Origin of the sequence: Listeria rocourtiae FSL F6-920 (assembly GCF_000525975.1) — a bacterium.
Taxonomy (GTDB): domain Bacteria; phylum Bacillota; class Bacilli; order Lactobacillales; family Listeriaceae; genus Listeria_A; species Listeria_A rocourtiae.
On record NZ_AODK01000003.1, the window covers coordinates 37,062 to 49,738 of the forward strand.

The 12,677-nt window shown below is 39.4% G+C and carries 10 protein-coding genes and 2 pseudogenes; all 12 read right to left on the bottom strand.

Annotation, left to right across the window (positions count from 1 at the left end):
• Window positions 1-2: 2 nt before the first annotated feature.
• A complete protein-coding gene (locus PROCOU_RS00655; protein WP_036069017.1) occupies window positions 3-356 on the bottom strand; it encodes a phage holin family protein in 354 nt (117 codons plus the stop codon).
• Window positions 357-365: 9 nt separating this feature from the next.
• Window positions 366-560 carry a PspC domain-containing protein gene (locus PROCOU_RS00660; RefSeq protein WP_036069018.1) on the bottom strand — a complete coding sequence of 65 codons (195 nt, stop codon included), beginning with the start codon at window positions 558-560 and terminating at the stop codon, window positions 366-368.
• A gap of 20 nt (window positions 561-580) precedes the next feature.
• Window positions 581-1,856: pseudogene (locus PROCOU_RS00665) on the bottom strand (PspC domain-containing protein).
• Window positions 1,857-1,948: 92 nt separating this feature from the next.
• Window positions 1,949-3,174 (bottom strand): annotated as a pseudogene (locus tag PROCOU_RS00670) (DUF4097 family beta strand repeat-containing protein).
• A 392-nt stretch (window positions 3,175-3,566) separates the two neighbouring features.
• Window positions 3,567-6,434, bottom strand: a complete 2,868-nt coding sequence (gene uvrA, locus PROCOU_RS00675) for an excinuclease ABC subunit UvrA (protein WP_036069019.1) — start codon at window positions 6,432-6,434, stop codon at window positions 3,567-3,569.
• A gap of 6 nt (window positions 6,435-6,440) precedes the next feature.
• Complete coding sequence (gene uvrB / locus PROCOU_RS00680; RefSeq protein WP_036069020.1) at window positions 6,441-8,417, bottom strand: excinuclease ABC subunit UvrB; 1,977 nt, start codon at window positions 8,415-8,417, stop codon at window positions 6,441-6,443.
• Between the two features lie 280 nt (window positions 8,418-8,697).
• On the bottom strand, window positions 8,698-8,940 hold the full coding sequence (locus PROCOU_RS00685; RefSeq protein ID WP_036069021.1) for a CsbA family protein: 243 nt from the start codon (window positions 8,938-8,940) through the stop codon (window positions 8,698-8,700).
• A 17-nt stretch (window positions 8,941-8,957) separates the two neighbouring features.
• On the bottom strand, window positions 8,958-9,608 hold the full coding sequence (locus PROCOU_RS00690; protein ID WP_036069022.1) for an HD domain-containing protein: 651 nt from the start codon (window positions 9,606-9,608) through the stop codon (window positions 8,958-8,960).
• A 13-nt stretch (window positions 9,609-9,621) separates the two neighbouring features.
• Window positions 9,622-10,005, bottom strand: a complete 384-nt coding sequence (locus PROCOU_RS00695; protein WP_036069023.1) for a hypothetical protein — start codon at window positions 10,003-10,005, stop codon at window positions 9,622-9,624.
• A gap of 138 nt (window positions 10,006-10,143) precedes the next feature.
• Window positions 10,144-11,832 carry a heavy metal translocating P-type ATPase gene (locus PROCOU_RS00700; protein WP_341871234.1) on the bottom strand — a complete coding sequence of 563 codons (1,689 nt, stop codon included), beginning with the start codon at window positions 11,830-11,832 and terminating at the stop codon, window positions 10,144-10,146.
• A 22-nt stretch (window positions 11,833-11,854) separates the two neighbouring features.
• Window positions 11,855-12,226 (bottom strand): cation transporter, encoded by a 372-nt coding sequence (locus PROCOU_RS18985; RefSeq protein ID WP_341871235.1) that lies wholly within the window; start codon window positions 12,224-12,226, stop codon window positions 11,855-11,857.
• Window positions 12,227-12,248: 22 nt separating this feature from the next.
• Window positions 12,249-12,554 carry an ArsR/SmtB family transcription factor gene (locus PROCOU_RS00705; RefSeq protein WP_036069024.1) on the bottom strand — a complete coding sequence of 102 codons (306 nt, stop codon included), beginning with the start codon at window positions 12,552-12,554 and terminating at the stop codon, window positions 12,249-12,251.
• Window positions 12,555-12,677: the final 123 nt, after the last annotated feature.

Here is a 12,677-nt window from a genome sequence, read left to right on the forward strand (position 1 = left end):
TTTTATCGTGGATTCTTATCCCAAAGTACTGAATTGATTACCATATTCGCGAGCGACATCAATAGTGCAATAACTAAAGCTGTTCCAAAACTATCAATCTGAATATAGCTGTCTAGGAAAAACGATGTCAACTCCAGCATCATTGCGTTCACAACGAAAGTAAACAATCCTAGTGTAAAAATATTAATCGGCAATGTCAAAATGAGGAGAATCGGTCTCACCAACATATTCAAAATCGCCAATACAAAACTTGCAACAACCGCACCTGTAAATCCTTCTACGTGAAAACTATCGAAGAATCCAGATAGAGCGACAAATAATATCGCATTAATTAAAACTCCTGCTATCCAGCGCATTTACTTGGATCACTCCCAACTTGAATTAGCTGGCATAAGAATGGCTAAAATAATGTAGATAAGAATTCCTGTTCCAAAACTTAAGAACGATAGTAGCACATACGCGATACGAACCCACGTTGCGTCCCATCCGAAGTATTCAGCAATTCCGCCACATACACCTGCTAGCATTTTTTGTGATGATGATTTCGTTAATTTTTTCATGGTATTTCCTCCTATGTTAATTATACTTGTTTTTCTTCTAATTCGGTAATTTTAATGATGCCAGTGTCTACTGTTGCTTGTAATGTTGCAACGCTCATCTCTTCTGAATTTTGTGTAAACACAAGGGACTTATTAGATTCATCCCATACTTTCGCGTTTTTTTAAATCAAAATAAATTTTTTCGCGTTTGGTTCCAAGCGTACCATCGACATTCCAAGTTGCCGGGACTTGAATACGAATATCACCATTTGGTGCTTTCAAATCTGCCGCAGTCGCCTTATCATTTTGGAGAATATAGCCAACATCACCTTGTTCAGCAACTGCTACCGTTGTTTGGAAATCACCAGTTACTGATACGTCACCTTTAGCCGTATGCAATTCAATATTTTCAACCTTACCACTCTTGAATAAAATTTCGCCATCTTCCGTACTCGCAACAAGGAATTTCCCTGCTGCTCCAGTTGACCTAATATCACCGTGGCGTACTTTCAGCGTACTATCATCAACTTCCATGTCATCATATTTCAAGTTACCGTTCAATAATTGAATTCTAACTTGCTCATAGACACGTTTTGGAATCGTCAACACGATATCAGTTTTCAATGCATCGTTCTTTGATTCAAACACAAAGCGGTCATTTGACATGTCCAATGTTGTTTGGCCGAAAAAATAATCCCACAGCTTCTCTTCACTAAGCTGCTGAATTGCTCGAGCCTTGTTGTGAACGGAAAGCACGGTACGCATTTTCATATCTTCTTTGTCCCAGGCGCGAATAATGATATCGCCTGTTGCAATCTTTAGTTCCATTGTGCGGAAAGTTGTATTGTTAAATTCAAATTCACGAATTGGTCTTGGACGTGCCGTTTTTTGATTGCTGTGCATCCTATTTCCCATATTTCCATGATTTTGACGATGAGCACCATGACGTCCACGCATTTCTTTAGCACGTTCAATATGACGGCGTTGCATTTCTTTAGCGCGTTCTGTATGTGCTGCTTGCGCTTGTTTGATACGCTCGCTTTTTGATTCCATTCTTCTTTCATGACGATCATATTTATCTTTCATCTTCTGATTATGTCGATCGATAACTTCATCATAACTCGTATCTTCGGAAGGGATGAGGAACAAGGCAATAATATAAGCAATAACCCCGATCATCGTTTTCCAAGAAATAATTATAAGTACAACATAGATAATTCGTAAAACATTGGCATCAATACCGAGATATTCTGATAAACCGCCGAAAACCCCACCTATTTTACGATCTGATCTGGATCTCCTTAATTTTTTGTTCATCACTGTTCCTTCCTTTCATTTCTAAATATGTAGCAAAACTCGCTACTCCTCAAGTTCGAATGAGACAGCCTCAAGCGAATAGCGAGTTTCTCTTATTTAACGTCCTTTACTCTCACATTACCAGTTGTTGCTTCTGCTTCGATTTTCAAAACAGCTTCATTTGATTTAGGTAATTTTGTGAAAAGAATTGTTTTATTTACAGAATCAGATGTCTCATCAAGCACATCTGCATCAGAAATACCGAGGTTAATCTTACCAAGGTTCGTATGCAATTTGCCATCTACACCTAAATCACTTGGTACTTGAAGTTCGATGTTTCCAACGCCCGTCTTTTGTTTTCAAGAAGCTAGAATCAAGATTTGTCAAAGTAAATGCAATATTTCCTGTTTTCGTTTGTAAATTAGTTGAATCAAAAGCACCCTTAGCAGAAACGTTGCCGTGGAATGTTTTTAGTGATAAATCACGAACCGTGCCATTATTTACGCGAACATTTCCGTTAATGGATTCAATCTCTGTTAACGTCGTATTCAATGTACCTACACTAATATTACCGTTCGTAGTTTTAGCAAACATATCACGACCAGTCAAACCTTCAATATGAAGATTACCGTTCAAAATTTTGATAGAAACATAGTCATACTCGCGCTCTGGCAAGTAAACGGTCAAGTTTGTTACCACTTGTTTCGATGGTGACTGGAAGCGTAATGTCTCTTCATCAACGCGTAATGTTGTTTTGTCGAAGAAGATTTGTAATGCTTCCTCTTCTGGGTATTCTTTGAAAAGCTTGATATTCGCATGTACCTTTACATCATTGCTATCCCAAGTCTTGAATTCTACATTACCATTGGCAATCTCAAACTCTAGAATAGATAAAGTTGTGTCATGATATACAAAATCACGCTCTAATTTTGTAGAAGTAAGGAATGGAATCGGCATATCCTTCACTTGCTCAAATGCATTATTCAAAAATTTGCCGAACTTTTCTCCTGCTTGGGAAAGCTCATCCATGATTTGGCGACCAGTATCTTGTTGCTTTGCCTGATTAGCCTCTGATTTTTGTTTAGGTTGTGGACGTTTCTTATAAGAAGCACCACCGCGATATGGATTCTCTTTCGTATTCCAACCTTGCGAATAATCGTATTCTTCCTGAACTTCCTCTTGCACATCATCCTCCACTGTTTGAGAAGAACGAATATCCTCTGCTGTGGCACTTTTTCCTTCTTTTTTTAGAAATATTCTCAAGTAATGTTAGCGCTTCTTCCGTAGAAATAATACCTTGTTTAACTAATTCTAAAATACGTTTGCGTTCGTTTTCCATGTTTTTTCCTCCTCGTGGAAATAAAGCGATATCCCTTAAGTATTTGTCCTCTTTGATTATTAGCTTTAACTGATAACTCTATTATGAGGGACAAGATGCTTTCTGTCATACAACCAGAGTATGATTATTTGTTAGTTAAATAGATGTATAAAAAAAAATCGGCGACAAATGTTTGCATTCAGGAGGTTTTGTGGACTTTGCTTAACTTCTTGCATGATAGAGGAAACTACCCTCCCCCTGCTTTCAGTCATTACATACATCAGTATGCGCAACTCTCTAGCTTCCACCAAGTTACCTGAATACAAACGCTTTCGCTCGATTTGTGTGTAACTAAATATACAGTTTTACAGAAAAGAAATTAAGCGCCTTAGTATTATTTAGAATAATCCCCATTATTCTACTTTGCTCGCTATTTTTTCTTTCATCCTTGCTTTATCGCGTTCTAAGATTGGTTTTAGATATTTTCCAGTATAAGATTTAGCTACTTTGGCTACTTGTTCTGGTGTGCCTTTAGCAATAATCTGACCGCCACCATCTCCACCTTCTGGTCCTAAATCAATGACGTGATCAGCTTGTTTAATAACATCGAGATTGTGCTCAATCACAAGCACGCTATCACCATTATCATCTACTAATCGCTGTAGTACTTTCAATAATCGTGCGATATCATCCGCATGTAAACCTGTTGTTGGTTCATCTAAAATATAGAATGACTTACCATTACTACGCTTGTGTAGCTCTGAGGCCAACTTCACACGTTGCGCCTCCCCACCGGATAGCGTAGTCGCGGGCTGTCCTAACCGAATATATCCGAGTCCTACGTCTACAATTGTTTGTAGCTTGCGACTTATACGGGGTAGATTTTTAAAGAAATCCAAGCCTTCTTCTACGGTCATATTGAGCACTTCTGCAATATTCTTACCTTTGAAGCGAATGTCTAGTGTTTCGCTATTATAGCGTTTGCCATGACAAATTTCGCATGGTACATACACGTCTGGCAAGAAATGCATCTCAATTTTAATGATACCATCGCCTTTACACGCTTCGCACCGACCACCTTTTACATTAAAACTAAATCTACCTTTTTTATATCCACGAATTTTAGCTTCATTTGTAGACGCGAATAAATCACGAATATCATCAAATACGCCTGTATATGTTGCAGGGTTAGAACGTGGCGTTCGCCCAATTGGTGATTGGTCTATATCAATGATTTTCTCTAAATTTTCCATACCTTTTATTTCTTTATGTTCACCAGGCTTAGCGTGTGCTCGGTTAAGATGACGAGATAGAGCTTTACGCAATACTTCATTAACTAATGAACTTTTCCCAGATCCAGAAACGCCTGTCACACAAGTGAATGTTCCTAATGGCAATATTGCGCTCACATTTTTGAGATTATTTGCTTTAGCACCTATGATTTCTAGCTTATTTCCGCTACCTTTACGACGTTCAGAGGGTATTGGGATGAATTTCTTTCCAGATAAATAAGCGCCCGTAATAGAGTTCTTATCGTTCCGTACTTCTTCGGGTGTCCCAGCAGCCACAACTTCGCCACCATGCTCACCAGCGCCTGGTCCGATATCAATTAAATAATCCGCCGCAAGCATCGTGTCCTCATCATGCTCTACGACGATTAATGTATTGCCAATATCACGCATACTTTGTAACGTATGAACGAGCCGATCATTATCGCGTTGATGCAGTCCAATGGAAGGCTCATCTAGAATGTAAAGTACACCAGTTAATCGTGAACCAATTTGTGTAGCCAATCTAATCCGTTGTGCCTCACCACCTGAGAGCGTTCCAGCCGCACGACTTAGTGTTAAATAATCTAGGCCGACATTTTTCAAAAATCCTAATCGTTGCCTTACCTCTTTCAAAATGGGCTTGGCAATTTGTGTTTCCTTCTCAGACAATGTTACTTCATCGAAAAAGGCTAATGCTTCTGTAATTGAGAAATTGCTCACGTCGCCAAGGTGTGTTTTATTAATCTTCACGGCTAGCGCTTCTTCCTTAAGTCGATATCCTTTACATGACGGACATGGCAAGTCTGTCATGTATTGCGCCATCTGTTCTCTTGTAAAATCTGAACTCGTTTCGCGGTAACGGCGCTCCACATTTGGGATGATACCTTCAAAAGGAATGTTTGTTTCGCGTGTCATTCCAAAATCATTTTTATATTCAAAATAGAATTCTTTCCCATTGGAGCCATTCAAAATGATATCTAAATGTTCTTTTGGCAATTTCTCTAACGGTGTGTCCATATCAATCCCGAACTCTTTACATGCTGCTGCCAACATTTTCGGATAGTATTGAGAGCTAATTGGCTTCCACGGAATAATTGCTCCATCATTCAGTGATAAGCTCATATCTGGAATCACTGTATCAATGTCTACTTCTAACTTTGTTCCAAGTCCATCACAAGTGGGACAAGCGCCAAATGGGCTGTTAAAAGAGAACATCCTAGGTTCCAATTCGCCCACAGAAAAGCCACAATACGGGCAAGCATAATGTTCACTAAATAACAGTTCTTTATCACCAATAACATCAACAACCGCATATCCCTCTGCTAATCTTAGTGCAGACTCAATAGAATCAAATAACCGGGAAGTTACACCTTCTTTTACGACAATACGGTCAATAACAATATCAATTGAATGCTTTTTGTTCTTCTCCAGCTCAATTTCGTCTCCGATATCATACATGTCTCCATCAATTCGTACACGGACATATCCTTCTTTTTTGATGCCCTCTAGCGTCTTTTTATGCGCACCTTTTTTGCCAGATACAATTGGAGCTAAAATTTGGATTCGTGCCTTATCAGGCAACTCTAGCACACGATCAACCATCTGTTCAATCGTTTGCGATGTAATTTCGATTCCATGATTTGGACAGACAGGATGCCCTACACGGGCATACATTAAGCGCAGATAGTCATGAATCTCCGTAACAGTACCTACTGTTGATCGCGGGTTACGGCTCGTCGTTTTTTGGTCAATAGAAATGGCGGGTGATAGACCTTCAATCAAATCCACATCGGGTTTATCCATTTGTCCTAAAAATTGGCGAGCATAGGAAGATAACGATTCTACGTAACGTCGTTGGCCCTCTGCATATATTGTATCAAAAGCTAACGACGATTTTCCTGAACCAGATAAACCAGTCATAACAACAAGTTTATCCCGCGGAATTTCGACATCAATATTCTTTAAATTGTTGGCTCTAGCGCCTTGTATCACAATTTTATCTTTTTCCAACTCTAATCATCCTTCCGCTTTTAGCTCTAGTAAGGTATCACGAAGTTGCGCCGCACGCTCAAAGTCAAGCGCTTTTGCTGCATCTTTCATTTCATGCTCTAATTCCTCAATAAATGCCATGCGTTCTTTCTTATTCATCTTACTTAAATCTTTCAGATGCTCTGCTTCACGTTCTTCTGCAGCAGTTGTTGCGGCAATGACACCACGAACATCTTTAATGATTGTTTGCGGTGTTATGCCGTGTTCTAAATTATATGCCTCTTGAATTTCACGACGACGCGCTGTCTCGTTAATCGCAAACTTCATAGAATCCGTCATCTTATCAGCATACATTATTACTTTACCGTTCTGATTACGCGCAGCACGACCAATAGTTTGTACGAGAGATCGCTCGGAGCGTAAGAAACCTTCTTTATCGGCATCAAGAATTGTAACTAGAGAGACCTCTGGAATATCGATTCCTTCACGAAGCAAGTTAATTCCTACTAAAACATCGTAAACACCTAGTCTCAAATCTCGTATAATTTCGATTCGCTCCAAAGTCTTTACCTCAGAATGTAGATATTGCACTTTAATCCCCGCTTCTTTCAAGTAATCGGTCAAATCCTCAGACATTTTCTTGGTCAAGGTTGTAATCAGAACACGTTCTTTCTTCTCGATACGTTCATTTATCTCATCCATTAAGTCATCAATTTGTCCCTCAATCGGTCTAATTTCGATAATAGGATCAAGTAAACCAGTTGGACGAATAATTTGCTGAATAACCTCTGGATTTAATGCCAACTCGTATGGCCCTGGTGTTGCCGAAATATACATGATTTGATTTACATGCTCCTCAAATTCCTCTAAGCGTAACGGACGATTATCCAAAGCCGACGGTAATCTAAACCCGTGATCTACTAGCATTTGTTTACGCGCCTGGTCTCCATTGTACATCCCTCGAATTTGCGGCATCGTTACATGTGATTCATCGATAACAATTTGAAAATCATCGGGGAAGAAATCCAGCAAAGTATACGGTGTAGAGCCCGCTTCTCGCATAGCCAAGTGACGTGAATAGTTCTCAACACCCGAGCAATAGCCCATCTCTTCCATCATTTCAATATCATAATTGGTACGTTGCTCCAAACGTTGCGCTTCAAGTAGTTTATTATCAGCACGCAAAACTTTCAAGCGTTCCTCTAACTCCGCCTTGATGTTCACTATTGCTTTTTTCATAATATCTGGACGTGTTACAAAGTGAGAAGCTGGAAAAATTGAGACATGTTCCCGTTCGCCAATAATCTCACCAGTCAGTGCATCCACTTCGCGAATTCGTTCAATCTCATCGCCAAAAAACTCCACTCGCATACAATGCTCATCACGTGATGCCGGAAAAATTTCTACAACATCTCCACGAACACGAAAACGACCGCGCTGGAAATCAATATCATTGCGATCGTACTGTATTTCTACCAAATCCCGTAATAATTGATCCCGACTAATCTCCATTCCCGGTCTTAATGAAACGAGCATCGCGCCATATTCCTCTGGTGAACCTAAACCATAAATACAAGAAACACTGGCTATAATGATAACATCGCGCCTTTCGAATAATGATGCCGTAGCCGAATGTCGTAGTTTATCAATCTCGTCGTTCACACTAGAATCCTTTTCTATAAACGTATCTGTTTGTGGAACGTATGCCTCTGGTTGGTAATAATCATAATAACTTACAAAGTATTCTACGGCGTTATTCGGGAAAAATTCTTTGAATTCACTATATAATTGCCCCGCTAAAGTTTTATTATGTGCGATGACAAGCGTTGGTTTATTGACTTCTTGGATCACGTTTGAAACTGTAAATGTCTTACCAGTACCAGTTGCTCCAAGTAAAGTTTGATGTTTAGTGCCATTTTTGAGACCTGCCACTAATTTCTCAATGGCTTTCGGCTGATCTCCTTGTGGCGTATATTTCGAAACTAGCTGAAATGTATCTTTCACCCTCTTTTCCTCCTCCGACACAAGTCTGTTGCGTATCTCAAATAATCGGCTATGCACTTGAACATGGCAAAATATTAAGCCATCAGTTCTTCTGTGCTTTCGGCTCCCATTAAACTCTTTAAATCCAAACTTAGCCCCTATCTAGTAAGACTCACAGACTCATCACTTGTATTCATTCTAACATAATTAGTCTAAATCCGCCAGCAAAAAGCGAACATATTTTCGCATCCAACTAAACATAAAAGGCTTCGCGATTAAGCAAAGCCTTTGCGTCCGATTTCTATACTTCTTTGTCTGTTTCACGCAATCTACCAAGCATTCGTGTGGCCAAAAAGAAGCCCATTGTCATCGAAATAGCATCTAAACTAATAAGCCACCATGTATTTGTGAAGCCCATTCGCGCGGAAACAGTTATTAAAATCAGGGTAAGCCCTAAACCTACAAAACGTTGATATGTTATTCGAGACAATATAATAACCAGCAGTCCTGGAAAAAATAACGCCGAAATTAACTGATCCCACACAGGCTTCGCTCTCCCTTTTAGCTATCTGATTTTAAAACACGCGCTTTGATTTCATCTGTTAAAGCTGGTAAATCCGTTTTTTCGATATTTTTTTCGGCGAGTAGATCTGGCAAAATTTCACGTAAAAAATACTGTACACAAGCCATTTCACGGAATTGGTAAATTGTTTCTAATGCCTCGCTGTATATTTTTGTGAATGTTGGTTCTGGATTGCCTTTTTGGATTTCACCAAACGATTCGTAGAGTAGGTCTACTTTGTCTGCTACCGCCAAAATTTGGCCTTCTAATGTGTCATCTTTGCCTTCTTTGAGCAAGACATGATAAATAGCTTGAAATTCAGCTGGTATCTCGTTGTTAATAAAATTCCGTGTCATCGTTTCTTCTACTTCTGACAACATTTCGCGAAGTTCTGCGGTCGCGTATTTAACTGGTGTTTTGATGTCACCAATGAACAGTTCTGGATAATCGTGATTGAGAGCTTTTTCGTATAGCGCACGCCAATTAACAGCTTGGCCAGCTTGTTCCTCTACATTGCCTAAAAATTGCGCCACTTGAGTTACTTTGAATGAATGCTCAGCAACCGAATGTTCTTGGTATTTGAACTTACCCGGACAACGATAAATGTTTTCTAGATCGGATAAACTACGAAAATATTGATGAATCCCCATTTATATCAACTCCTCACTGTTCTTCTTGTTTTTTATTATCTGGATGCGTATTTTCTACTTCACGCATAATTAAAGCAGAGCTAAACCCGAGTAAAGCGATAATTGCCGCCGAATATTGTCTGAAATTGTCTGCTGCAAAAATATAGATAAGTCCTATGAAAATTAATGTCGTCAATATGCCCCATGTAAATAGCTTATGGCCTCGTGTCACTCCGACTTTCATAACAGAGTATATGCCAATGTAACACACGGCTTGAATCAAAATAAATTGGACGATTGAAATAATGATGACTGATGTCAAATCATCGTTGAACATGATCGCTGTAACCGAGATTATGAGTAAGAGAATGATGCCCAGAACAACAATTATTTTTTTACTGGTAGGTAGCTGTTTCATATTCTTCCCCCAAATGGCGTTCTTTTTTTACTAGTATAACGAGGATAAGTATTGATAGCAACCTTAAGCACTTGCTGATAATCGGTTAGTTTATTGCAAAAAAAACAAGAAGCATTTCTACTCCTTGTTTTTTACTACTCATTTTATTTTCTTTTCTGCTTTACTTCGGAATAGAATTGAAAGTCCGAAAATGGTTACAACGATAGTAGCCCCCATGTCTGCCATGATAGCCATCCATAAGGTTAGATAGCCTGTTAAAGCTAGTAATAAAGCCACTACTTTGAGACCTAATGCAAAGGCAATATTAAAGCCAACGACAAATCGTACTTTTTTAGCAATCTTGACTGTTATTGGTAGTTTTCCTAAATGGTCTTGCATAAGTACGATATCTGCAACTTCAATAGCGCTATCAGTCCCTTTACCCATCGCGATACCGAGATCTGCGGTTGCGAGTGCAGGGGAGTCATTAATGCCATCACCAACCATTGCGATATTGCCATTTTGAGCTTGTAGTTCTCCAATTTTTGTTAGCTTATCTTCAGGTAAAAGGCTCGCATAATAATTGTCAATACCAATTTCTCGTGCTACTTTTTCCGCTGTTTTTTCGTGGTCACCAGTCAGCATAATGATGTTGGTCATACCTGCTTGATGAAGTTGCGTCACGAGATCCTTGCTTTCCTTACGCAGTGCATCTTGAATACCGAATATACCAAGAATCGCTGTTTCTGATGCGGTTATCACAACTGTATATCCCGCATCTTTTAGCGCTTTTACATCAGTTCTAGCTATTTCCGTCCAGCTTGATTCTGGAATTTGCTGCTCATTCCCGAGAAAATAACGCTTCCCCTTAAAAGTTCCGCTTAGTCCTTTCCCGCCAATCGTTGTTAAATCGTCCATTTCAGCCTCTACTGCGCCTATACGAGCGATGATTGCGGCTGCGATTGGGTGACCTGAGCTCTTCTCCATCATACTGGAAATTCGGAAAAAATTCGCTTCATCGTAAATTACCTCTTCCTCAACAGCTGGCTTTCCTTCCGTTAATGTACCTGTTTTGTCGAATGCGATTTGTTTTGTTTTGGCGAGCTGCTCTAAGAAAACGCCGCCTTTGATTAAAACACCATTTTTAGCGCTTCGAGTAATTCCTGATACAATCGCAACTGGTGAGGAAAGGATTAACGCGCACGGGCAGCCGATAATTAATACAGCAAGTCCTTCATAAATCCAATGGCTCCACGCTCCACCAAAGAATAATGGCGGTACAATCGTCACTAATACAGCAAATATCATAATAATCGGTGTATAGTATTTGGCAAACCGATCGATGAACAATTCTGTTGGCGTTTTCGTTTCCTGTGCTTCTTCTACTAAATGCAAAATTTTAGCGAGTGATGAATCTTCGTAAACTGCTGTAATTTTAGCTTTCAGCGTTCCTTCATTGTTGACGGAGCCACCGAACAACGCATCTCCAATTTGTTTTTCAACGGGCATTGACTCACCAGTAATCGCAGCTTCATTTACAGAACTTTTCCCATCAATAATCACTGCATCAGACGGTACTTTTCCTCCTGCTTTAATCAAAATTGTATCACCAAGCTCTAGCTTATCAATCGGTACTTCTGTTGCAACTCCATCTTTTAAAAGATTAGCCGTTTTTGGTACAACTTTCAACAACTCAGCCATTGATTTGCGGGCTTGACGCATCCCAAAGCCCTCTAAGTATTCGTTCACGCCAAATAATATCGCTACAACCGTTCCTTCGCGCCAATCCCCGATAATAAATGCTCCAACTAGCGCAACCGTCATCAATGTATCAATGTTAAATTTCAAACGCGATAAATTTTTGAGTCCTTTAAAAAAAGGTTTGGTAACCGCTCAACGCCGCAGCTACGAAATAAATACTAAACGAGCCCCAAGTTGGTAAATATTTGTCTGTGAGAAGGGCAAAAAAGAATAGCAACGTCGAGATAACAATCTGAACGATAAGCTTTGTATCTCCCTGGTTACGGTTATGATCATGGTCGCCGTCTGGTTCTACAATAAAAACACCTTCTTGCTTCAAGATTTTCTCCACATCATCCATCGCCACCTTATTCGAAATCACCATTTTCCCGGAATTATAGAGTACTTTTGCATCCTTACCATGTTTCAACTTCTTCATTTCCGCTTCCATCTCTTGTGCACAATGCGCACAGGAAAGACCTGATAATTTAAATTCAGCCATTGTTATCCTCGTCCCTTCTGTATTATTGATGTTCCACGTGCCTAATCGCTTGCGAGAGTAACTCTAAAACGTGATTATCGTCTTGTGTATAATAAATCGTTGTTCCTTCGCGTCTTGATTTTACTAAACGCAAATTCTTTAAAAAGCGCAATTGATGGGAAACTGTTGTCTGATTGAAACCAAGTGTCCTCGCAATATCATTCACCGAATACTCTCGATCTTGCACCAAGTTTAAAATTTGAACACGTGTCGGATCAGCTAATGCTTTAAAGATTTGCGTGACTCCAAAAAGTGTTTCTTCCTCTAACAGTTGCTTGTTTTGCTCCATCTCTCATCGCTCCAATTCTTCTATATGTTCATATACACATATAAACTTCAAAAAAATGTTACTTACGCTGATACCGTTAATATATGTTTATATATACATATATTAATATATATCGAATAGAAT

Bases quoted from the DNA above. Each gene is read 5' to 3' on its own strand.
- PROCOU_RS00660 (WP_036069018.1), bottom strand. From the start codon at position 560: ATGAAAAAATTAACGAAATCATCATCACAAAAAATGCTAGCAGGTGTA.
- PROCOU_RS00690 (WP_036069022.1), bottom strand. From the start codon at position 9,608: ATGGGGATTCATCAATATTTTCGTAGTTTATCCGATCTAGAAAACATT.
- PROCOU_RS00655 (WP_036069017.1), bottom strand. From the start codon at position 356: ATGCGCTGGATAGCAGGAGTTTTAATTAATGCGATATTATTTGTCGCT.
- PROCOU_RS00695 (WP_036069023.1), bottom strand. From the start codon at position 10,005: ATGAAACAGCTACCTACCAGTAAAAAAATAATTGTTGTTCTGGGCATC.
- PROCOU_RS00705 (WP_036069024.1), bottom strand. From the start codon at position 12,554: ATGGAGCAAAACAAGCAACTGTTAGAGGAAGAAACACTTTTTGGAGTC.
- PROCOU_RS18985 (WP_341871235.1), bottom strand. From the start codon at position 12,226: ATGGCTGAATTTAAATTATCAGGTCTTTCCTGTGCGCATTGTGCACAA.